The following is a 21,650-nucleotide window of genomic DNA, read 5'->3' as shown; positions in this document are numbered from 1 at the left end:
AAGAAATCGTAGGAACGCCATGCAACGCGACCGCTCGGCCACGCCGTCCGCCCACGCCCTGAACATTCACGCCCCGACCGCCGCGACCGTCCCGACGGATACGCGGGAGCCAGCTTCGCTGGCCGAGCGGGGCCGGCGCAGCCTGCTTGCACGGGCGGTGGCGGCGACGGTGGCCGTCACGTTGTGGCTTGGGCCGGTGCAGATCACCCTGCAGCAAGCGCGGCAGGCGGCGGGCGCGCTGGCGGCGGGGGCGACGGAGGTCGATGCACTGGCCGTGCACGGCGGCGCGGTGCGGCAAGGGCTGCTGCGCTGGGCCGTGTCGAAGCTGCCGGTGCTGCTGCGCTTTGGCCCGGCGGAGGCGCTGGCCGCGCCGATTACCGATCCGAACGCGCCGGTGCGCTTTACGCCATCGATTTCCGTGACCACGGGACCCGGTGCGCCCGATGGCGGCGTACCGGTCGTCGGCATCACCACGCCGAACGCGCAGGGCATCTCGCTCAACCAGTACCGCACGTTTGTCGTCGATCCCATCGGCCTGATCCTGAACAATAGTGCGACCGGCGGTGGCGCTTTCCTGGGCGGGCAGGTTGCCGGCAATGCCAATCTGGCCGCGTCGGGGCCGGCGCGGCTGATCGTCAACCAGGTCACCAGCAGCGCGCCGGCGCAGATCAACGGCACCGTGGAGATCTTCGGTGCGGCGGCAGGGCTCGTGATTGCCGCGCCCGGCGGCGTCTACACCAATGGCGCGGGCTTCACCAATACCAGCCAGGTCACGCTGACCACCGGCACGCCGCAATGGCTGTCCGCTGCCGGCACCATCACGAGCTTCGACACCGCCGCCACGGCGGGCTTCCTGGTGGAAGGCGGCAGGATCCGGATCGGCAATCCCAACCCGGGCAGCGCTGCCACGGGCATCGAGGGCACGGTCGGCAACATCAATCTGATTGGCGAGTCGATCGGCATTGACGCCGCGCTGAACGCGGGCAAGCAGATCAACGTGGTGGCCGGCCGCCAGTTGGTGACGCCGCTGGGCGATGGCTTTACCACTGCCGCCGCCGGGGCGAATAGCGCCGCCTCCAATTCCAGCGCGAGCAACGGGCTGGCGATTGATGCCACGGCATTTGGTGCGATGAACGCCGGCCAGATCCACATCATCAGCACGACGGCGGGCGTGGGCGTGCGCGCCGATGGCAACCTGGCGGCATCGGCCGGCAATCTGACCATCGACTCGGCTGGCAATCTCAAAGTAGGCAGCACCTATGCCAAGCAGGCGGCGGCGCTCAACGCGGGCGGCGCGATCGTGGCGTCGGGCAACGGCCAGGCAGAGGCGGGCTACACGGCTCAGGCGGGTGGGGATGTCACGCTGGGCGGTACGCTGGAGTCGGGTCGGGCGCTGACCGTCACGGCTGGCGGCGCGATCAACGGCGCCGGCGGCGTGAAGGCGGCGGAGGCGGTGACGCTGGATGCCGCTGCCAGCGTGGACGTTGGCGGCGCCGTCAATGGCGCCACCGTGCTCGTGAAGGCGGCGGGGCAGGACGGGCGCGGTGATATTCGGCTCGGCGGCGACGTGACGTCGCCGGGCGCGATCCGGTTGCAGGCGGCACGCGACACCCTGATCGACGGCAACGCGGTGTCGGCCGGAGACCTCGACCTGGCATCGCAACGCAACCTGACGATTCGCGGCGCCGCCGGCAGTACGGCGGGTAACGTCGCGCTGACGGGTGTCACTGGCAGCGTGACCACCAGCGGCAACGTGGTGTCGCCGGGCACGCTGACGGTGACGGCCGGCACAGACGCGGCGTTGGGCGGGCAGGTGCTGTCTACCGGTGCGCTGAACGTGACGGCGCAGAATGGCAGCATCAGCACGAGCGGGGAGATTGGTAGCAACGCGGGCCTGACGCTGACCGCTTCCCGCGACGTCACCGTGGGCGGCCAGGCGCAAAGCGCCGGCGACACCCGCATCCGCGCGACGCAAGGCAATGTGGCGATCCAGGGTGCCTTGACCAGCGATGGCGAAGCGGATATCGGCGCGGGCGGGAGYGCCGTCGTGGCGGGCAGCCTGTCCAGCGGTGGCAATACGACGCTGACGGCTGCGGGCGGATCGGCGACGGTCAGCGGCGCGCTGACCAGCCTCGGCAACGCCACGGTGAGCGGCGCGCAGAACGTGACCATGTCGGGAAGCACGCTCGTGGGCGGCAACCTCGGCGTGGCGGCGGGCGGCTCGGCGAAAGTGAGCGATCTGACGTGGATTGGCGGCGACGCCACGCTGCGCGGCAATGACGTGACGATCGGCGCGGGGGCCACCGGCAACGGCAACGCCGTGAACGGCAACGCCGTGAACGGCAAGCTGGACGCTGGCGCCACGCGCGCGCTGACCCTGTCCGGGAACAGCACGGGCACGAACGTCTCGTTGAGCGGGGCAACCATCGTCAACCAGGGTGTCACCGCTGCGGTACAGACCCTGAGCGTGGGCGGTGGTGCCGTCATCAATACCGGCACGATGGCCGGCAACGCGGCGGCGTTCAACGTCGGCAACCTGACGAATCGGGGCACCATCGGCGGCCAGACCGTAGACGCCACCGTGACCGGGGCGCTCGACAACGCGTACGGGCTGATCGCCGGTGCGCAGCGCCTCGACGTAACCGCCGGCACCCTGGCCGCGAACCAGGGCGGCACGCTGTTCGCGGGCGACCTGACCGGCCAGAGCCCGCTGACGGGCAATCTCGGTTTCACGGTATTGGGCGGCAACGGCAGTTTCAATAACGCGAGCGGTCAGATCCTGGCGGGCAACAACCTGACGGTCAACGCGCTGAACCAGGTCTTCGACCCATCGGCAACGAGCACCGGCAGCCTCAACGCCAACGGCACGCTGACGCTGGGCGCGCTGGCCATCAACAATACCGGTACCTGGACCGTGCCGGGCGGCAGCGGGGTGCTCAATGCCAGCCAGGGCATCACCAACAGCGGCACGATCCAGAAGGCCGGCGACCTGTCGCTGGCCACGGGCGGTACGCTGACCAACACCGGGCAGATCGTGGGCGGCAGCAATGTCTCGCTGTCGGCCGGCAATCTGTCCAATACCGGCACGATGCACGCCAACGGTAACCTCGCGTTGGACGGCAACGTGACCAACCGTGGCGTGGCGGAGGCGCTGGGCGACATCGTCGTCACGGGTTCGAATTACGACAACACGGGCGCGAAGACGCAGGCCAACCGCGACGTGAAGGTCGACATTGCCGGGACGGTGTCGAACACCGGTGGCGTGCTCGGAGCGAACCGCGACATGCATATCGCTGCCGGGGTGGTGGTCAATGACCGAACCGGACCGGTAGATGCCGGCAGCACGACCGGCAAGGTGACGAACGACGCGCTGCTGGACTCGACAGTGATCGGCAGCTATCGGCCATTGGCTGGTGGCTATTGCGACGCCTGTACCGGCAACGAACTCGGCAATCCGCTGGATATCCGCATTGGCGATCTGACCCGGACTGCCGATGGGACGTCGATTTCACCGGTCATCGGCTATGTGCCGTACTACAGCGGCGGGGACGCTGGCGTGGTCTACCTGCCCATGTGGCACGTGGGCCCGAACGCACCCGTGCCGGGGAATCCGCTGCTGGCCCTGCCCACGGTGGACCGCACCATCGTCAGCCAGACGGATGGCGTGGCCGGCCAGATCATCAGCCGGGGCAAGCTCGACATCGCCGCCACATCGCTCTCCAACAAGGGTGGCGCGATCTCGGCGGGCGGTGACCTGACGCTGAACGTGGGGGCTCTCGACAACGGCCGATCCGCCACGCTGGTCAGCAGCGTGACGGACCAAGTGAATGCGGGGGAACTGAGCGCGTTCCTCGCGCAGCTCAAAAGTATTGGGGAGCGTGTAGACGGCACCATCCCCGGCACGACCCAGACGGTGTTTGGCACCCCCTCGCCGGGTTGCCAGGGCGATAACTGTGGCGCGCCGCCGGTGACGGCGTTTCCGATGAACATTGGAACGGCCGCAGATAACTCAGCTGTCGGCGCGCCCACCCAGTCCTCGACCATCTACCAGCTTGGCAAGGCCGGCCAGATCACGGCGGGGGGCAACCTCGCCCTGACTGGCACCGGTGACCTGACCAATGCCGGGGACTTGGCTGCGGCGGGCAAGGTGACCATTACCACGCCCGGCACGTTTACCAACCAGGGCGTCCATGACATCCAGGTGACTACCCGCCAGGGGTGCGTGCCGGGTGCCGATTGCCCGGACGACAGCGCGCCGACGGTCCAGTCCGTCACGTGGCAGCAGACGCCTAGCACGGTGGCGGCGGGCCAGACGCTGACCATCAACGCGGCGAATGTCAGGAACCTTAGCGGCACGCTCGCCGCCCAGGGCAACGTGGACATCACGGCGGGCGGCACGGTCACGAACCAGGCCGGCGCCATCCAGTCGCTTTCGGGCGATGTGTCGATTACGGCGGCGTCGCTGGTCAACACCTCGCTCGACCCGGTGCAATTGCGCAAGAGCTACGGTGGCCAGAATCCGTCCTATGCGGGCGGCTGCAACCCCGGCGGCACCTATGGGAACAGCCAGTGCTCAGCGATGGAGGACGCGGCGGCAGGGCCGGCGGCGGTCATCAGTGGCGCGCGCGATGTCTTCATTCAGGGCGGCAGCGTCAACAACCACGGCGCGCTGATCAGCGGCGGCCGCAATGTCAGCGTGCAAGCCACCGGCGGCGTGGACAACACGGCCATCGCGCTCAATGCGGACTGGGTTGGTCGCTGGCAGGAAGACCGCAGTGGCGGCGACCGCTGGCACGATACCGGCGGCCGGGCCGCCATCGGCAACATTGCCTCGGGTATCCAGGCCGGCAATGCGTTGTCCGTGAGTTCGGGCGGCCAGATCGTCAATACCGGCAACCTGTTGGGTGCGGCGGTGGACATCACCGGCGCCGCGATGGTCAACGGCATCACAAGCCCGAACCAGCCGACGCCCCCGGCGGCCCCGCCGACTCAAGTCATTTCACTCGGCCCGCCGCCGGTGCCGGCCGGCTCGCTGCCGCCCGCGACGCCGACGCCGACACCGGACCCGACCGAACCGTGGCAATTCACCCCAGTCATCGTGGCGACGCCTGCCGCGCCCACGGCGGGTGGGCCGGCCACCGTTGACTGGCACTTCAACGCCAAGCCGGACGGCACGCCGCTGACAGCGCCGACGAACACCGGCGGCCGTGCCCAATACGTCAACCCGAACCCGGCGACGGGCGTGCTGGCCGGCGTGACGCCGGATAGCCTGCTGGGCCAGTTGCCGCCGGAACTGCGGCCGGGCAACGTCACGTTCTACTACGACCCGTACACCGAATCGCAGAAGTTGAATCAGGCCGCGTTGCAGCAGACCGGGCAGGACAGCTTCGTCAGCGGGCTGGCATGGGACAGCCAGAACAATCTCTCGGTCGATGACCAGGAGAAGCTGGCGCTGTACAAGAACGCGGCGGACTACGCCAAAGAGCACAGCATAGCGCTGGGCACGGCGCTGACCGACGAACAGATGCACGCGCTGGACAAGCCGATGCTCTGGTACGTGGAGCAGGCCGTCCCGGACCCGCGCTGCACGGTGGCCAGCACGGCCTGCGGCAGCGTGAACGCGCTGGTGCCGCAGGTCTACCTGCCGGACGGCTACGTCCAGGCGCTGGCGACGCCCAACGGCGGCACGATCAGCGGGCAGAACGTCAGCCTGGACATCGACGGGCAACTGCGCAACAGCGGTCAGATCACGGCCGGTGACTTGTTGCAGGTGAAGGCGGGCAGCCTGGACCTGAGCCCGAACGTGGTGGACATCGGCACGAATGCGTACAAGGCGCAGGGCGGCTGGAATGTGGTGACGGGCACGGTGGTGCAGCCGGGCGGGTTCCTGTCGGCGATGCGCATGGACATCGACGCCGGCACGATCCACGCAGTGAACGACGCCTTCCGCATCACCCGCGCCGACGGCACCGTGGACGAGGAAGCCAGCGCGGCGCTGGTGGCGCAACTGACGGAAAGCCTCGGGCTGAACTACACCGAGGACACGCTCCAGGACGACATCCACACCCGGTTTATCAAGGAAAAGAAGGGCTTCGGCATCATCGGCCAGATCGTGGCGATGGTCGCGGCGGTGGCGATTTCGATTGTTACGGCTGGGGCGGGGGCGGTTGTTGTCACAGCGGCATTTGGTGCGACGTTTGCCGGTTCCGTGATGGGCGTCGCGCTATCGGCGGCGATCTCCGGCTTGGTTGCCGGTACGTTGTCCAGCATGGTGACGCAGGTCATTACCACGGGCTCGCTCAACCTCGGCGCCGCGCTGAAAGCGGGCGCGGTATCCGGCCTAACGGCCGGCCTGACCCAAGGCGCGATGGGAGCTTTGGACCTCAGCTCTCCCGGGGTGGCAAGCTTTGGCGACAATATTGCCAAGGGCGACTGGACCGCTGTGCAGGCGAACTTGGGGAGTTATGTCGAAGCAAGCGTAGTCCGCTCGGCGATCAGCGCGGGCGTGAACACCGTGGCCTATGGCGGAAGCTTTGGGCAGGCGTTCGTGGGTGGGCTGGTAAGGGATGCGGCAGCAGTTGGGGCCAACGCCGTGGGAGTAAGCGCGCCGGGCATTGGCATGCCGGGCTCGGACTCCTCGACGATCCTGACCAATGTATTGGGACATGCGCTGGTGGGGTGTGCTGCGCAGGGCCTTACAGGTGGTGATTGTGCAGGAGGCGCGATCGGCGGCGCGGCGAGTGCCATTGCGGCCCCATTGATTCGGGACGAAGTCTACGCGGGCAGCAATGTCGTCAACTACAGCGATGACAAGGTTCGGCAGGCTCTGACGGTTGGGCTTGCGACGCTGATTGGAGGAGCGACTGGCGCACTGTTGGGCGCCGATGTTACCTCCGCCGGGATGGCAGCGCAGAATGAGGCGCTGAACAATGCGACGAGCGGTTCAAAGAAGCCAACGGTTCCTGACGAAGTGCGCAAACTGCTTGAGCAGCAGCGGCGTGCGTTTGGTCAGGCAGGCACGGTCCCCAATTCGGGCAACGGAGTCGCGCCCCCGATGGTTGGGCCGAGCCCGTTGGTCCTTGGCGGTGCGAAGGGCGGTGCACCGAACTTCATCGTTTCGTCAGGAGGGACTGTCTACCCAGTTCCCAACGGCGCAACCGGTCCCACCCCAGTCTTGAACCCAGGGGGCAATCAAACCGGCGTAGCGTTCACGGGAGGGGCGGGCGGTGAAAATGGGAAAGTTTCAACGATACGGATTATGGATCCGACTCAACCGAGGGGGGCGAGTCCGGGCTATCCGGATGGATATGTAAAATATGAAAACTCGGCTCAGCCAAAGCCGCAAGGAGTTGATCCATATACTGGAAAAACTTTGCCGAATTCACAGTCGCATTTTCCAATAACGAAGTGAGGAAAATATTATGCCGAGCGCGCTTTCGATTCTCGTCGGTAAAAAAATTGTTGAAATTGACATGACTCCACAGGACGGTGGAGTCATGTTTGAGGAGGGTATAACTTTAAATATATATAATAGTTATGAGGTAACTTTCAAGGATCCAGAGCGCTCGCCGTTAACTGGCTCGATCGTTGTGAGGGTTGAGGAAACTACGGAAGAAGCGATCATTGTCCTAGATAATGGTGTTTGCGTGAAGGTCGCGTTAACGAGCGATGCTTATTTCGGCCCTGAGGCAATGCAACTTCGCGTTCCAGGAAAATCAATTGTTATTTGGAGTTGACGCTCACTGCCTTAAGCTCAGTTTCCTTCTTCGTGCCATGCGCAAGTTCCAAAAAAAGACAGACTGGCGCGCTGTTGGGGCGTGACGTAACTTCCGCCGGGTTGGCTGCGCAAAATGAGGCGCTGAACAATGCGACGAGCGGCAGCCGAAAGCCCGGCACGCCGGACGAGATTCGCAAGTTCCTCGACAAGGAGCGGGCAGCATTTGGGCAGACGCGCTCCACTACTGGTAACGGTCTGGCCGATGCCCCGGTGGTGTCGCCGAATCCACTGGTACTCGGCGGGGCTCGCAGCCCGGTGCCGGTCTACAATGCCCAAGGCGCGGCAAGAGCGGCGGCGAATAGTGGAAACTGGTCGGATGGCTCGTTAAGCCAAACAATACAGAATATTGCGGGATCGAATGCGCAAGTCACATACACCACATCTGGAAAAACCGTCTATACGAATCCGTCTGCCGGTGCGTCCGTGGTTTATGATAACGCCGGTAATTATTTCCGCGTTCAAAGTTCAACGGGACAATATTAAGATAAGAGTGGGAGCCAAATCCCCAACAACGTTCCATTGGTTGGAAATGGAAAGACGACGCAAACGGGTGTCCCTTCGGGGGTGAGAAATGGATTGACGCATTTCAAAAATGATGATGCGCGTAAATAACTGGAGACGATTTCGATGAAAATGCAAGAATCGACGTTTTAGGTCGCTGCAGGTGCGGGAAGTGAATCGGAGCCAAATGCTAATTCATTTCGGCTCTCTGGGTTGTCGTCAGAGTGGTTATTTTCCTCTGATTTTTGGCACGATCTCAATGTGGAAATAGGGACAATATTCGATCAATTTGAGGAAGATGAGGTCGATTCATCGGTTACAGAGAAGGTTGCGAATTATCTATGGAAAAGGATTGATATGTTGATTGTGAATCCAATTTATAAAATAGAATTCGTACGTGGTTGGACCTCCTCAAATGAGCCTCTGATCGAAGCTGTTGAGCGGGACCAACTAATTTTTGAATTAAAAGGGCTTCATACTTTCCTTGTGGAATCTTTGGTAAGGCCTCAACGGGTACTATTTTCCCTCTGATCAGCGATTATATTTGTCGCCGTACTGATGGCAGTATTGCGGTGTTTTTTATGCCAGAGTGATGAATCTTTCCCGCAGGGGGCGGAGGGGTCGAAAAGGGTCTTTCGGCCTAACGTTTCAGGGAACCCAAAGTGATGATGCAGACCCTCAGCTTTGTGCGCGTTTCTGGGGAAACGAAGTACGTACGCAGTTCGCCGTCGATGGGCCTGATGGTTGGTCGCGTCGTGCTGGAACTGGAAACGCCGGAAAAAGCAAAAGAGGATCTCTCGTCGCTGAGCTATACGGGCGATCAGGTCAAGACGGCCGCGAAGTAACAGAAGTCGTTGGGAGGATGCTGGCTTCGGCATCCTCCACGGTAAGCCTTGGCACACCCCCAAAAAATGGCGTTAAATAAACAAATCTCCACTCCCTCCAGGCCCCGCCATGCCTGCCAGCGCCAGCCCCATCGCCCGCTGCTTTGCCCAGCGCTACGCGGAAGCAAGACAGAAATTCCTCACCACAGCGCGCCAGGCCGGCGCCACGCTGACTGAATTTCCCCATCCCACCGAAACCGGCAGCGAAGGCGAGGTGCTTGCCATCGACGTGGCGTGGATTGGCCCCGCTGATGCGCTGCGCGTATTAATGATCACTTCCGGCACCCACGGCGCCGAAGGGTTTTGCGGATCCGGTGCCCAAGTGGCCTTGCTGGGCGATACCGCGCTCCATGCCGAGTGCCGCCAGGCCGGCTATGCGTTGTTGTTCGTGCATGCGGTGAATCCGTACGGGTTTTCGCACCTGCGGCGGGTCAATGAGGACAACGTCGATCTGAATCGGAATTTCATCGATTTCGATCAACCGTTGCCGACGAACGCGCCGTATGCGGAGGTGGCGCCCTTGTTGCTGCCGGCACACTGGCCGGCGTCGGATGCGGATCAGGCCGCGCTGATGAAGATTGCGGCCGAGCGTGGGATGGGGTGGTATCAGGCGGCGGTCAGCGCCGGGCAGTATCACGATCCGGGCGGGCTCTTTTTCGGTGGGCAGGAGCCGGCCTGGAGCAACTACACGCTGCGGCGCATCCTGGCGCGTTTTGGCGCGGACCGGCAGGTGCTGCGCTGGATCGATATCCACACCGGCCTCGGCCCGTGGGGCTATGGCGAGCCGATCTATATGGGGCCGGACGAGCCCGCGCAAATCGCCAAGGCCCGCGAGATCTGGGGAGCGGGTGTGACGTCGATCTATGACGGCTCGTCGACGTCGGCCAACCTCACGGGGCTGGCGTGGCAGGCGGTGCCGCAGACGCTGGGCAGCATCGACTATGCGGGTATCGCGCTCGAATTCGGCACGCTGCCACTGGCGGAGGTTCTCGATGCGCTGCGCGGCGACCACTGGCTCCATCGCCACCCCGAGGCTGACGAGAACCAGCGCGCGCTGATCAAGCTTGCGGTCTGGCGGGCGTTTTATGGGGACGCCGATGACTGGCGCGACGGCGTTGTCGCGCAGGTGCTGGAGGCGGTGCGGAAGGGCGTGGGCGTGGCCTAGCGGCGTATTGGCAAGCTACGCCTGCGCACCACTCTGTTCCACCAGCCAATTCCGGAACGAGCGCGCCGCCGCCGGCTCCACGCGGTCGCGCGGCCAGACCGCGTAGTAGCCGCCGCCCAGCGAGGCGCTTGCATCGCAGGCCCGCACCAGCACGCCAGCATCCAGGCAGTTGTCGATCATGTGCCGCCAGCCGAGCACGATGCCCTGGCCCTCGATGGCCATCTGCACGAGCACCGGATAGGCGTTGACCACCAGTTCATGTTCGATGCGCGGATCGCGCAGGCCATTGCGGGTAAGCCACGTCGGCCATGACATCCACTGCCGCTGGGCGTCCTCCAGCACCAGAAGCGTCTCCTTCGGCAGGTCAGCCACGGCCAGCTTGCGGCCGTGCAGGTAGCTGGGCGCGCACACGGGGAAGACCTCCTCGTCGTAGAGCCGCCGCGCGGCCAGGCCGCTCGGGGCACCTTCGCGCAGGTAGTAGAGGGCGATATCGAAGTCCGTGCCGGCCAGCGAGGCCAGGCTGTCGTTGACGATGAGTCGCACGCGGTAGTCGGGATGCTGCGCGCGGAACGCGGCGAGCCGGGGCGCCAGCCACAGCACCGCCACGCCGGACGAGCAGGCCACCGACAGCTCCACCTGCCCTTTGCGCTTCATCACGTCTTCCGTGGCCTCGGCGCAGGCCACCAGCAGGCGCTGCACCTGCTCGGCGTACTGCTGGCCGGCCACGGTCAGCCGCAGCGCGCGTGGTTCGCGCACGAACAGCTTCTTGCCGAGAAAGCGCTCGAGTTGCGCTACCTGCCGGCTGATGGCGCTTTGGGTGAGATGGAGTTCTGTGGCCGCGCGCGTGAAGCTGCCGTGGCGCATGGTCGATTCGAAGGCGACCAGGCAGGGCAGGGGCGGCAGGGGTGAGATGCGCATGGGGGAACGAAAACATGGCGGCAGGAGCCGCCATGATAAGTCCCACGCCGGGCGGCGACACGTTTTACCGTTCGTCCCCCGAGTCTTGCACTAGCGAGGTGCCTGATGCACCCGGCCGGCCTGCATGACGAGCCCAATGCGGGCATCGGGGCCGGCCAGCACGCCGATATCGGTGAGCGGGTCGCCATCGACGGCGATCAGGTCGGCCAGCGCGCCGGCGCGTACCGTGCCGAGTTCCCCGTCGCGCTGGAGGATGGCGGCGGCGATGGAGGTAGCCGAGCGAATCGCCTCGAGGTTGCCGAGCAGTTCCGCGCGGATGCGGAATTCCTCGGACTGGTACTGGTGCATTTCCCCGAGCAGGTCCGAGCCGAAGCCCATCTGCACGCCGGCTTCGGCGTAGATGGCCAGCGAATCGCGTCCGGCCTGGCGCACGGTTTCGATCTTGGCGACCGAGTCGGCAGGCAGACCGAGGCGTGCGCCGTCGCGCGCCAGCGCGTCGTAGGTGATCAGGGTGGGCACGACGAAGGCGCCGTGCTCGCGCATCACGCGGGCCGCGGCAGCATCGACGAGATTGCCGTGCTCGATGGTCCGCACGCCGCAGCGCACGGCGCGGGTGATGGCGCGGCCCGTGTAGGCATGGGCCATCACGTAGGTCTGGGCGGCCTCGGCCTCGGCCACGATGGCGCGGATCTCGTCCTCGCTGTACTGCGTGTTGCCGATGGGGTCGGTCGGCGATGCCACACCGCCCGAGGCCATGATCTTGATCTGCGTGGCGCCTTTCTGGATTTCCTCGCGCACAGCGAGGCGCACGGCATCGACCCCATCCGCCACGCGGGCGATGGCCCCGGCACGGAAGGCGCACGAGCAGGGCTCGAGCGTGTCCGAGCGCGGCCGGAAGTCGCCATGGCCGCCAGTCTGCGAGAGCGCCTTGCCGGACGGGAAGATGCGCGGCCCCGGAATCAGCCCGGTCGCCACGGCCTGCGAGAGGCCCCAGTCCGCACCGCCCGCATCGCGCACCGTGGTGAAGCCGCGCTCGAGCATGCCCCGCATGATCGGCATGGCGCGGAAGGCCACCAGCACGTTGGGCTGCACGGCGTTCACGCCGAGGTTGGCCAGCGAGGCCAGCACGTGCACGTGGCAGTCGATCAGGCCCGGCATCACGGTCTTGCCGGTCACGTCGATCACGGTGGCCTGCGGCGCGTGGATGGGCGTGGCCGAGACTTCGACGATCCGTTCGCCGTCGATCAGGACATCATGGCGCGGCAGCACCGTGCCGCGTGCGGGGTCGAGGACGTTGCCGCCCTGGAGCAGGATTTGAGTCATGAGGCTGTAGCGGAAAGACTTCCGTTCAATGCTTGCGAAGATAGGCGGGCTCGCGCACCAGACGCGTGCCGACGAAGCTGATGGCGGCGGCAATCATCACGTAGAAGGCCGGTGCCATCGTGCTGCCCGTGGTGGCGATCAGCCACGTGATGAAGAACGAGGCGAAGCCGCCGAAGATCGTCACGGCCATGTTGTAGGCCACGGAAAGTCCCGTGGACAGCACCTTGGCCGGGAACAGCTCCGAGAAGGCGGCCAGGATCGGGCCGGTATAGGTGGCGATCAGCACACCGAACACCACCTGGAACACCAGCAGCGAGGCCAGCCCCGGGGCGTGGTTGATGTAGGCGAACATCGGCCAGGCCAGCACGAAGATCAGCGCGGCGGCGCCGGAGAGCAGCCCACGGCGGCCGATGCGGTCCGCCAGCAGGCCGACGATGGGCGCGAACACCATGATCGCCATGCCCCCGGCCATGCCGGCGACAAAGCCGGTGGATTGCGGCACCTTCAGCACCTTCACGGCGTAGGTCGGCATGTAGAACAGCAGCACGTAGGTGCAGACCGTCCACAGGATCACCATCGAGAAGCTGGCGGCGGTCTGGCGCGGGTAGTCGCGCAGCACCTCGGTCAGCGGCGAGTCGGTCTTGTCGGTGGTCTCGCGGAAGGTGGGCGTTTCCTCCAGGTGATGGCGGATGTAGTAGCCCACGGGGCCGATCACCATGCCCAGCAGGAACGGCAGGCGCCAGCCCCAGCTATTGAGCGCCTCGGTGCTCAGGGAGGCCGTGACGAAAGTGCCTACAGCGGCGCCGAGCAGCACGGCCACGCCGATACTGGCCTGGATCCAGCTCGAGTAATAGGCACGCTGGTTTTCCGGCGCGTATTCGGTCAGGAAGGCGGTGGCGCCGCCCATCTCGCCGCCGGCGGAGAAGCCCTGCATGAGCCGGGCCACCACGATCAGCAGCGGCGCGAACAGGCCGATCTGGTCATAGGTGGGGGCGATGCCGATCAGCGTGGTGCCCAGTGCCATCAGCAGGATGGTCAGCGAGAGCGCGGCCTTGCGGCCCACGCGGTCGGCGTAGATGCCGAGGATGATGCCGCCCACGGGGCGCATGAAGAAGCCCACGCCGAAGGTGGCCACGGCCAGCAGCAGCGAAGTCAGTTCGTCGCCGGTGGGGAAGAACAGCTTGGCGATGATCACGGCGAAGAAGCTGTACACCGTGAAATCGAACCATTCGAGCCCGTTGCCGATCACCGTGGCGATGATGGCGCGGCGTCGCTGGCTGGCGCCGACACGGGGTTGGTCGGCCGCGTAGGCGGGGGCGCTGGCTTGCATGTCTCTCTCTCCCTTTTATGGCAGTTCAGGCCGATGTTAGGGGCGCCGCGATGACGCGAGAAACGAAATCTGCGCATGCGGTCATGACGTCAGCGCATGCATGGGCTGTGCCAGGCCGCTGCCAGCCGCTACCGATACGACAGCACCAGCCCCTGTATCAGCTGCGTCCAGCCTTCCAGCATCACGAACAGCAGCAGCTTGAACGGCACCGAGATGGTGGTCGGGGCGATCATCGACATGCCCAGCGCCAGCAGGATGGCGGCGACGATCAGGTCCACCACCACGAACACAAGATAGACCACGAAGCCGATCTGGAACGCGCGCGTCAGTTCGGAGAGCGTGAAGCTCGGGATCAGCACCATCATGTCGTCCGCCTTGAGGTCATCGGCGCGGCCCTCGGGCCAGATCCGCTTGGCCGACTGGACGAAGAAGGTGCGGTTACGTTCCTCGGTGTGCTTCACCAGGAACGCCTTGAGCGGCCCGCTCACGGCGTCGTAGACCACCACCACGTCCCCCACGTTGAACGCGGCGTTGGACTCGGCGCGGCGCTTCATGGCGTCGAAGGCATCGGAGCCGATCGGCGCCATGATGTAGGCGGTCAGGATGATGGCGATGCCGTTCAGCACCATGTTGGGCGGCACCTGTTGCAGCCCCAGTGCGGCGCGCAGCAACCCGAACACGATCACGAGCTTGGTGTAGCTGGTCACCATCAACGCCACGAACGGCGCCACGCCGAAGGCGAGGATGACGGTGAGGATCAGTACCGGATTGTAGAGGCCGTTGTTCATGCGTCGCCTGCCGCGAAGGTCGCCACGCGCACGCCCAGCCGGTTGCCCACGGCGATCAGCGTGCCGGTGCCGATGCGGTTGCCGTTCACCACGATGCGCACCTCGCTTTGCTTGAGCGGCTGGGGCAGCTCGAACACGTAGCCGGGCTTCACGGCGCGCAGTTCGGCCAGCGGCACCGCCACATCGCCAACTTCAAACCGCAGTTCTACCTCCAGGCCGTCCAGGTGCGAAAGCGTCGCCTGCGCCGCATCGGGATGGGGAATGTCGGCCGGCGCGCCGGGCTCGGCGGCGCGGTGTCCTTCGGGATGCGTGTCTGCCATATGGGCTCCATGGAGGAAGGTGATGTCGTCCAGCGCCGTCACGCGGCGGCCTTCGGCCACGGCGGTCCACGTCATGCCGCGCTGGCCCGTGGCGCAGCGCACCACCAGCGCGCCCGCCTGCGACTGCCAACGCTCGATGCTGACGATGTCGCCCGGCTCGATCTCTCGCATCTCGCCGACTGTGATCGTGGTGGTGCCGATGCGTACGGCCAGCGGGGCCGGCAGGGCAGCCAGCCACGGCGCGGTCCGCGCGGGCGGCGCGGCGGGCAATGCCGCCAGCCGCTCCGGCGATTCGAACTGCAGCACCGCGCGCAGCGGCGCGGCGCCGGGGCGCGTGAGTTCCACACCGAGCGCGGCGAGATTCGACGGCCACGCGGCAGGCGCCGGATGCCACGTCAGCGCGTCCGGCTGCACGGCGCCAACGGCAGCGGCCACGTCGGCGCAGGCATCGGCCATGATTGCGTGGCGCAGCAGCACAGGTAGCGCCTCGGCGGCACCCGGCACGCCCAGCAGGGTCCGTTCGCTCGCCACGTCCAGGCAGATACGGCCGTGGCGCGTGCCGAGCGTGAAGGCATAGCCCTGCGCTGTACGTGCGGCGATGGCGCCGTCCGGCGGCACGAAGCGGGCGCGCCAGTCATGGCCGGCCAGCCGCAGCGGCACGGGTGCGGCGCGGCAGGTCAGCCAGTTCATCAGGCGCGCGGTGTCGGCCTCCACATGAGGCAGGTCTGGCGCGGTGTCCAGCGTGGCCACGTTCGATGGCATGTCGCGGTGCGGTCGGTCCCGGTTGATGGATGGAAGGGGTGTCTCTCGATTCGCGCCAACTCGATTCGAGCCAACAATACGCAGCCGGGTGCAGCCGCGTCCACTACGAGCCCTTGTAGGCCCCCACCTGCCCGCATCCGCTAGCCCCCGCCGTGGCGCGGTTGGGCGTCGTATGGCGCGGCGTGTGCGCCATGCGCTACGAATCCTCGGTACTGGTCGCGCCCGGAGGTGGCCCATACACTGCGGCAACTGTCGAAACTCCGCTCAACCTGGGCTGATTCATGGCGAAATTCCCGGCAAAACTTCCGGCATTCCCACGTGGTGGTCTGGGGCCCGCTTCACCGGGGCTCCAGCAGATGGCCGCCGTCGCGTCGCGCCAGTCAGACCTCGCGCTGACGCTGCTGCTGTTCGCCGTGATTGCGCTGTTCGTGCTGCCGCTGCCCACGTTCCTGCTCGACTTCCTGCTCACGATCAACCTCGGCATGAGCCTGACGCTGCTGATCGTGGCGACCTATATCCCGTCCGCGCTGTCGCTGTCCACGTTCCCGTCGCTGCTGCTGTTCACCACGCTGTTCCGGCTGTCGCTCAATATCGCCTCGACCAAGCTGATCCTGTTGCACGCCAACGCGGGCCACATCATCGATACCTTCGGCAAGCTGATCGTCGGCAACAACGTGGTGGTGGGCGGCGTGGTGTTCCTGATCATCGCCATCGTGCAGTTCATCGTCATCGCGAAGGGCTCGGAGCGCGTGGCGGAAGTCGGCGCGCGCTTCGCGCTGGATGCCATGCCGGGCAAGCAGATGAGCATCGACGCCGACGTGCGCGCCGGCACCATCTCGGCCGCCCAGGCGCAGGACCGCCGCCGCGCGCTGGAACAGGAGTGCCAGCTCCATGGCGCGATGGATGGCGCGATGAAGTTCGTCAAGGGCGACGCCATTGCCGGCGTGGTGATCGCGCTGGTCAACATCCTGGCCGGCATCTGCATCGGTACGCTGATGCGGGACATGAGCATCGGCGAGGCGCTCCAGCGCTACGCCATCCTGACCATTGGCGACGGCATGGTGTCGCAGATCCCGTCGCTGCTGGTGTCCATCGCGGCCGGCGTGGTTATCACGCGGGTCTCGTCCGATGAAGACCGCACCCGCTCGCTGAACCTGGGCAACGTGATTGGCCGGCAACTGCTGGGCCAGCCGAAGGCGCTGGTGGTGTCGGGGCTGGCCATCGCCGTGTTCCTGGTGGTGCCGGGCTTCCCCAAGTGGACCTTCGGGATCATGGCCATCGTGGTGGCCGGCGGCGGCTACCTGCTGATGCGCCGCGCCGCGCGCAGCACCGGCACGGTTACGTGGATCGAGATGGGCGATGCGGAGGCGGACGCCAATGCCGCCGCCGTGGCCCCGGCGCTGGCGCTGGAGCTGGACGACGCCCTGCGTGGTCGCATCGACCTGCGCCAGTTCGAACAGCGCATGACCACCACCAAGGGCGAGGTGGAGGCGGACCTCGGCATGGTGTTCCCCCGGCTGCGGATCGCGCATCGCCCGCTGGCCGAGCGCGACGCCTACGCCATCCGCGTGCAGGACGTGGTGGCGTCGGCCGGCGTGCTGCGCCCCGGCAAGCGGCTGCTGGAGCCCGGCGCGCGCGCCCGTATCGACCAGGGCGAGGCCGAGGTCGGCGTGCCCTTCGGCCCGTTTCCGGAGGTGGTGTGGATTCCCGCGCCCGCCGGCGACGCGCCGCCGCCTGAGGGCGTACGCACGCTGTCCTGCGAGGAAGTGCTGGCCGTGCACGTCGGCGCCATGATCAAGCAGCACGCGGCGCCGCTGCTCGGCATTCAGGACGTGCAGGCGATGATCCACGTGGTGCAGGCCGATGCACCGGACCTGGTCATGGAACTGGCCCGGGTCGTGCCGCTGCAGCGCATCACCGACGTGCTGCGCCGCCTGTTGCAGGAGGGCGTGCCCATCCGCAACCTGCGCACGATTTTCGAAAGCCTGGTGACCTGGGCGCCGAAGGAGACCGACGCCATCGCGCTGACCGAGTTGGTACGCGTGGATCTGGGGCGACTGATCACGAGCCGCCACGTGGGCCCGGCACGGTCGATCGATGCCGTGCTGTTCGAACCGGCGCTTGAAGCGCGCGTGCAAGGCGCCATCGAGCGCGCGGCGCGCGGCAACATTCTGCTGCTGAGCCACGACGTGACGCGCGACATCCGCGAGCAACTGCGCGTGCTGCTGGAGAAAGCCGGCGCCGCGCGCGTGGTGGTCGTGGTCAGCACCGATGTGCGGCGCTATATCAAACGGCTGATCGAGCCCGTGGCGCCGCGTATCGCCGTGCTGTCGTACCAGGAAGTCGACGAGGACGTGACGCTGGTGCCGGTGGGCTGGATCCAGAACCCGGCGAGCGAGTAAGACCGCCATGACCGCCGACACCATCCTCGACATCACCCGCCAGGCGCTGCTGGTGGTGCTGTGGGTCACGCTGCCCGTGGTGCTGATTGGCACCGTCGTGGCGCTGGTGGTGGCCGTGCTGCAGGCCGTCACGCAGATCCAGGACCAGAGCATCGGCACGTCCACGCGGCTGATTGCCGTGCTGGTGTCGCTGGTGCTGCTGGGCGGCTGGCTGGGCGGCGAAGTGATGCGCTTTGCGCAGCGCGCACTGCAAACGATGCTGACGTTTCTCTGAAGTGCTCCGCAACCTTCCACAAGAACCGAAAGAGACCGAGCCGACATGACGCCGCACCCTGGGGAGCACCGAAACAAGATCCAGCGCACCTGCATGGCGCTGCTGCTGGGCCTGTGCCTGCTGGCTACGGCCGGGGCAGCGGAGGCGGCCGACCTGCGCTGGTCCGGCAAGCCGTTCGCCGCCACCGCCAGCGACAAGCGGCTGCCGGACTTCCTGCGCGAGCTGGCCGCCTCGCAGGGCACCACCGCCGTGATCGACCCGAAGGTGGAGGGCACCATCAGCGGCAAGTTCACCGAATCCGCCCAGCACGTGCTGCGCAGCGTCTGCGCGATGTTCGGGCTGACGTACTACTACGACGGCTCGCTGCTCTATATCGACGTGGCCAACGAGGCGCGCAACGAGGTGATTCCGATTGCGCGCGGCGCCGGCACGCGGCTGCGCGAGTCGCTGGTACGGATGCAGGTGCCCGATGCGCGCTATCCGATCACCATCAACGACGCCGAAGGCACGCTGATGGTCTCCGGGCCCAAGCGCTATGTGGAGACGGTGCGGGCCGCCGTGCGCGCCGTGGACGACCGCTCCATCGCCGATGACCGCGCCGAGGTGCAGCTCTTCCCGCTCAAGTACTCGTGGGCGTCTGACTTTCGCATCAACCGCTCCGGCAAGGAGATGACCGTGCCCGGCGTGGTCAGCGTGCTGCGCAATCTCTATGGCCGCAATCGCGGATCGCTGGCGAATTCGAACCCGAGCCTGGGCACCAGCCGTGGCGCCACGCGCATGGCCAAGCTGCGCACCGGCGACAGCGGCGGCATGAGCATTCCATCCGCCGATCCGGGCCAGGTGCTCGACAGCATGGGCGGGAACGGCATGATCGCCGCCGACGTGCAGGGCAACGCCTGGGGCAGCGGACAACTGCCGCAGTTCCAGGCCGACACCCGGCTCAACGCCGTGCTCGTGCGCGACACGCCCGACCACATGGCCCAGTACCGTCGCCTGATCGAATCGCTGGACGTGAAGCCGCGTCTGGTCGAGATCGAGGTGACGATCATGGACATCAGCCAGGAGGACCTGGACAGCCTCGGCGTGGACTGGCGCCTGCACACGCGGCACGTGGACCTCCAGATCGGCGGGGGCAATAACAACGCGCCGCTGACCTTCGGCAACCTGACCTCGGAGGCGGGCACCACGGCGGCGTCGGCGGCTTCCGGCCTGCAGTTCACGGGCGCCATCGGCAACGATGTCACGCGCTTCCTGCTCACACGGGTCAAGGCGCTGGCGGACCGGGGGCAGGCGAACTTCGTCGCCCGGCCCAAGGTGCTGACGCTGGACAACACCGAAGCCGCGCTGGAGAACCTCCAGGAGTTCTATGTGCGGGTGGATGGCTTCCAGGACGCCGGCCTCTTCAACGTGACCGCCGGCACGGCCGTGCGGGTGACGCCGCTGGTGGTCGATGAAAGCCAGAGCCGCGCGGTGATGCTGACCATCGACATTGCCGACGGCAACCTGTCGGGCGAAACCGTGGATCGCATTCCGGTGGTGCGGCGCCGCTCGATCACCACGCAGGCGATGGTGGAGGAGGGCAAGAGCCTGCTGATCGCGGGGTATACCACCGAGGAGCGCATCAACGCCTCGTCCGGTGTGCCGCTGCTGCAGGACGTGCCGATCATCGGCAATCTGTTCAAGTATCAGGAGAAGCGCCAGAACAATATGGAGCGCTTCTACCTGCTCACGCCGCGCCTCGTGCTGCCGGGGATGAGCTAAATGGCCGACATCCTGCATGAGGGCAACTCGGGCTGGTCGCTCCGGTTCCTCGGGGGCGATGTCTACGGCCGTCTCGTCACGCTGCGGCGCGGCGAGAACGTGCTGGGTGCCGCCGGCGAGGTGGACATCAGCGTGCCCGGCGCCGACGTGCAGCCGCGCCATCTGGTGCTCAACGTGGGCGACGTGGCGGTCTCGGCCGAGCGCGTGGGCGATGCCGCCGTGGAGATCAACGGCCGTCCCACCACGCAGCGCGTGTTCGCGCTGGCCGGCGGAGACATCCTGACTATCGGCTCGCTCGATGTGGAGCTGCTGCGCGCGCAGCCGGCGGCGACGGAAGCCACCGACACCCTGTTCGCCTGGGCCGAGTCGGGCCGCCGCGCCGAGCGGCAGGCGGACGGGCAGGGCGAGGGCGAAGCGGCCCGCCGTCATGGGCGCGCCCTGATGGCGGCGATGGGTGTGGCGGCCACGGTGCTGCTGGTGGGCGCCGGCTGGGCCGCAGCCACGCTCTCGCAGCGCGGCGCCCCGGTGCCCGGCGCGCAGGTGGACCCGGCGGCGGTACGCAAGACCGTGGCAGCGTTTCCCGAACTGGAGGTGGTCTCGCAGCCCAACGGCACGGTCGCCGTGCGCGGCTTCGTGAATTCGCGCGTGGACCGCCAGCGCGTGACCCAGGCGCTGGCGCCCTACGGCCGCGCCGTGCAGCAGCAGCTCCGTTCCGCCGACGATCTGATCGAGCACATCCAGCGCTATCTGGACGAGCCCGGCGTGGGCATCGCCTATCAGGGGCAGGGCCGCGTGCTGCTCAGCGGCACAGCGGATCCGTCGGCCGGGCGCGACAAGGTCAAGCGGCTGACCGAAGACCTGCACCCGGGCGTGCTGGTCACGGACCGCATCGACTACCGCGAAACGGTGGACAACCGCCGCCGGCAGGTGCGGGATGGCCAGATGGAGAACTGGCAGGGCGTGTTTCCAGCCCGCGTGGTCAGCATCACCGAGGACGGCGAGGGCAAGCGCTCGGTGCAGCTGGCCAACGGCAGCCGGTATTTCGAAGGGGCGGTGCTCAAGAACGGTGCCGAAATCGAACGAATCGACGCGGATGGCGTGGTGCTGCGCGACAGCCCGGCGCCCGCGCCGCCGCAACGCAAGTAATTTGCATCACGCGATGCAGATGCCGCCGGCCTTTGGGGGCCTGGCGGAAGGTCGTCAACCCACCAAGGAGCAAACCATGGCAAATGAAGTGGACCTGAACGCCAAGATGAATGAGATCCAGCAGAAGGCGCAGGAGTTCTCCGTGAACATCCTGAATCTGCAGGACACGCTGACGCGCCAGAACGCGGTCGTCAGCAGCGAGATGGCACACAACACGCAGAAGGCGAACCTGATCCAGGGCGCCATGCAGGATGTGAAGCAGACCTCGCGCACGAACTGACGTTCGCAATGCTGTCTGT

14 protein-coding genes and 1 pseudogene are annotated in these 21,650 nt (G+C 66.4%); 10 read left to right on the top strand and 5 right to left on the bottom strand.

The genetic code is table 11. From position 1 onward, the window contains the following. Positions 1-19 precede the first annotated feature (19 nt). The 5 genes and pseudogenes from AC1DEL_RS15135 (at position 20) to AC1DEL_RS15115 (ending at position 10,327) form a co-directional block, all read left to right on the top strand. The gene (locus tag AC1DEL_RS15135) at positions 20-7,411 is read left to right on the top strand and encodes a beta strand repeat-containing protein (protein ID WP_477126330.1); all 7,392 of its coding nucleotides are present in this window, start codon (positions 20-22) and stop codon (positions 7,409-7,411) included. Positions 7,412-7,421: 10 nt separating this feature from the next. Next, positions 7,422-7,736 carry a hypothetical protein gene (locus tag AC1DEL_RS15130; RefSeq protein ID WP_143093919.1) on the top strand — a complete coding sequence of 105 codons (315 nt, stop codon included), beginning with the start codon at positions 7,422-7,424 and terminating at the stop codon, positions 7,734-7,736. Next, positions 7,727-8,260 carry a hypothetical protein gene (locus AC1DEL_RS15125; protein WP_477126329.1) on the top strand — a complete coding sequence of 178 codons (534 nt, stop codon included), beginning with the start codon at positions 7,727-7,729 and terminating at the stop codon, positions 8,258-8,260. Before AC1DEL_RS15130 ends, AC1DEL_RS15125 begins: the two co-directional genes overlap by 10 nt. Positions 8,261-8,949: 689 nt before the next feature. Further along, positions 8,950-9,123: pseudogene (locus AC1DEL_RS15120) on the top strand (DUF2846 domain-containing protein); the annotation flags it as partial. 109 nt (positions 9,124-9,232) lie between these two features. After that, a complete protein-coding gene (locus AC1DEL_RS15115) occupies positions 9,233-10,327 on the top strand; it encodes a M14 family metallopeptidase (protein WP_092297498.1) in 1,095 nt (364 codons plus the stop codon). 15 nt (positions 10,328-10,342) lie between these two features. Here AC1DEL_RS15115 and AC1DEL_RS15110 read toward each other — a convergent pair whose 3' ends face one another. From AC1DEL_RS15110 to sctQ, 5 genes are all read right to left on the bottom strand, one after another. Then, positions 10,343-11,245, bottom strand: coding sequence for a LysR substrate-binding domain-containing protein (locus AC1DEL_RS15110; RefSeq protein ID WP_477108015.1), 903 nt, complete (start codon positions 11,243-11,245; stop codon positions 10,343-10,345). Positions 11,246-11,335: 90 nt separating this feature from the next. Further along, positions 11,336-12,568, bottom strand: coding sequence for a metal-dependent hydrolase family protein (locus AC1DEL_RS15105; protein ID WP_477126328.1), 1,233 nt, complete (start codon positions 12,566-12,568; stop codon positions 11,336-11,338). A 25-nt stretch (positions 12,569-12,593) separates the two neighbouring features. Beyond that, entirely contained in the window at positions 12,594-13,898 is a 1,305-nt protein-coding gene (locus tag AC1DEL_RS15100) for an MFS transporter (RefSeq protein ID WP_092297507.1), read from the bottom strand. Positions 13,899-14,026: 128 nt separating this feature from the next. Then, positions 14,027-14,686, bottom strand: coding sequence for a type III secretion system export apparatus subunit SctR (gene sctR, locus AC1DEL_RS15095; RefSeq protein WP_092297510.1), 660 nt, complete (start codon positions 14,684-14,686; stop codon positions 14,027-14,029). Continuing rightward, on the bottom strand, positions 14,683-15,768 hold the full coding sequence (gene sctQ / locus AC1DEL_RS15090; RefSeq protein ID WP_477126327.1) for a type III secretion system cytoplasmic ring protein SctQ: 1,086 nt from the start codon (positions 15,766-15,768) through the stop codon (positions 14,683-14,685). The genes sctR and sctQ overlap by 4 nt, the downstream gene beginning before the upstream one ends. Positions 15,769-16,124: 356 nt before the next feature. On the opposite strand from sctQ, the gene sctV reads away from it, so the two are divergent. The 5 genes from sctV to AC1DEL_RS15065 all read left to right on the top strand — a co-directional run bounded on the left by sctV (position 16,125) and on the right by AC1DEL_RS15065 (position 21,631). Continuing rightward, on the top strand, positions 16,125-18,170 hold the full coding sequence (gene sctV / locus AC1DEL_RS15085) for a type III secretion system export apparatus subunit SctV (RefSeq protein ID WP_477159107.1): 2,046 nt from the start codon (positions 16,125-16,127) through the stop codon (positions 18,168-18,170). A gap of 7 nt (positions 18,171-18,177) precedes the next feature. Continuing rightward, complete coding sequence (locus AC1DEL_RS15080) at positions 18,178-18,444, top strand: flagellar biosynthetic protein FliQ (RefSeq protein WP_092297519.1); 267 nt, start codon at positions 18,178-18,180, stop codon at positions 18,442-18,444. 45 nt (positions 18,445-18,489) lie between these two features. Continuing rightward, complete coding sequence (gene sctC / locus AC1DEL_RS15075; RefSeq protein WP_092297522.1) at positions 18,490-20,205, top strand: type III secretion system outer membrane ring subunit SctC; 1,716 nt, start codon at positions 18,490-18,492, stop codon at positions 20,203-20,205. Next, a complete protein-coding gene (locus AC1DEL_RS15070) occupies positions 20,206-21,351 on the top strand; it encodes a BON domain-containing protein (protein WP_092297524.1) in 1,146 nt (381 codons plus the stop codon). A 76-nt stretch (positions 21,352-21,427) separates the two neighbouring features. Next, positions 21,428-21,631: a hypothetical protein gene (locus AC1DEL_RS15065; RefSeq protein ID WP_092297932.1), complete on the top strand. Its 204-nt coding sequence runs from the start codon at positions 21,428-21,430 to the stop codon at positions 21,629-21,631. Positions 21,632-21,650 lie beyond the last annotated feature (19 nt).

Source organism: Cupriavidus sp. 10L43_2, assembly GCF_056395265.1.
The sequence above is the reverse complement of the archived record's forward strand: the minus strand, read 5'-3'. Positions and strand labels throughout refer to the sequence as shown.

Excerpts from the sequence above, each read along its gene's own strand:
- sctR (WP_092297510.1), bottom strand. The coding sequence starts at position 14,686 with ATGAACAACGGCCTCTACAATCCGGTACTGATCCTCACCGTCATCCTC.
- sctV (WP_477159107.1), top strand. The coding sequence starts at position 16,125 with ATGGCCGCCGTCGCGTCGCGCCAGTCAGACCTCGCGCTGACGCTGCTG.
- sctQ (WP_477126327.1), bottom strand. The coding sequence starts at position 15,768 with ATGCCATCGAACGTGGCCACGCTGGACACCGCGCCAGACCTGCCTCAT.
- AC1DEL_RS15130 (WP_143093919.1), top strand. The coding sequence starts at position 7,422 with ATGCCGAGCGCGCTTTCGATTCTCGTCGGTAAAAAAATTGTTGAAATT.
- AC1DEL_RS15065 (WP_092297932.1), top strand. The coding sequence starts at position 21,428 with ATGGCAAATGAAGTGGACCTGAACGCCAAGATGAATGAGATCCAGCAG.
- AC1DEL_RS15115 (WP_092297498.1), top strand. The coding sequence starts at position 9,233 with ATGCCTGCCAGCGCCAGCCCCATCGCCCGCTGCTTTGCCCAGCGCTAC.
- AC1DEL_RS15070 (WP_092297524.1), top strand. The coding sequence starts at position 20,206 with ATGGCCGACATCCTGCATGAGGGCAACTCGGGCTGGTCGCTCCGGTTC.
- AC1DEL_RS15110 (WP_477108015.1), bottom strand. The coding sequence starts at position 11,245 with ATGCGCATCTCACCCCTGCCGCCCCTGCCCTGCCTGGTCGCCTTCGAA.
- AC1DEL_RS15105 (WP_477126328.1), bottom strand. The coding sequence starts at position 12,568 with ATGACTCAAATCCTGCTCCAGGGCGGCAACGTCCTCGACCCCGCACGC.
- sctC (WP_092297522.1), top strand. The coding sequence starts at position 18,490 with ATGACGCCGCACCCTGGGGAGCACCGAAACAAGATCCAGCGCACCTGC.
- AC1DEL_RS15100 (WP_092297507.1), bottom strand. The coding sequence starts at position 13,898 with ATGCAAGCCAGCGCCCCCGCCTACGCGGCCGACCAACCCCGTGTCGGC.
- AC1DEL_RS15080 (WP_092297519.1), top strand. The coding sequence starts at position 18,178 with ATGACCGCCGACACCATCCTCGACATCACCCGCCAGGCGCTGCTGGTG.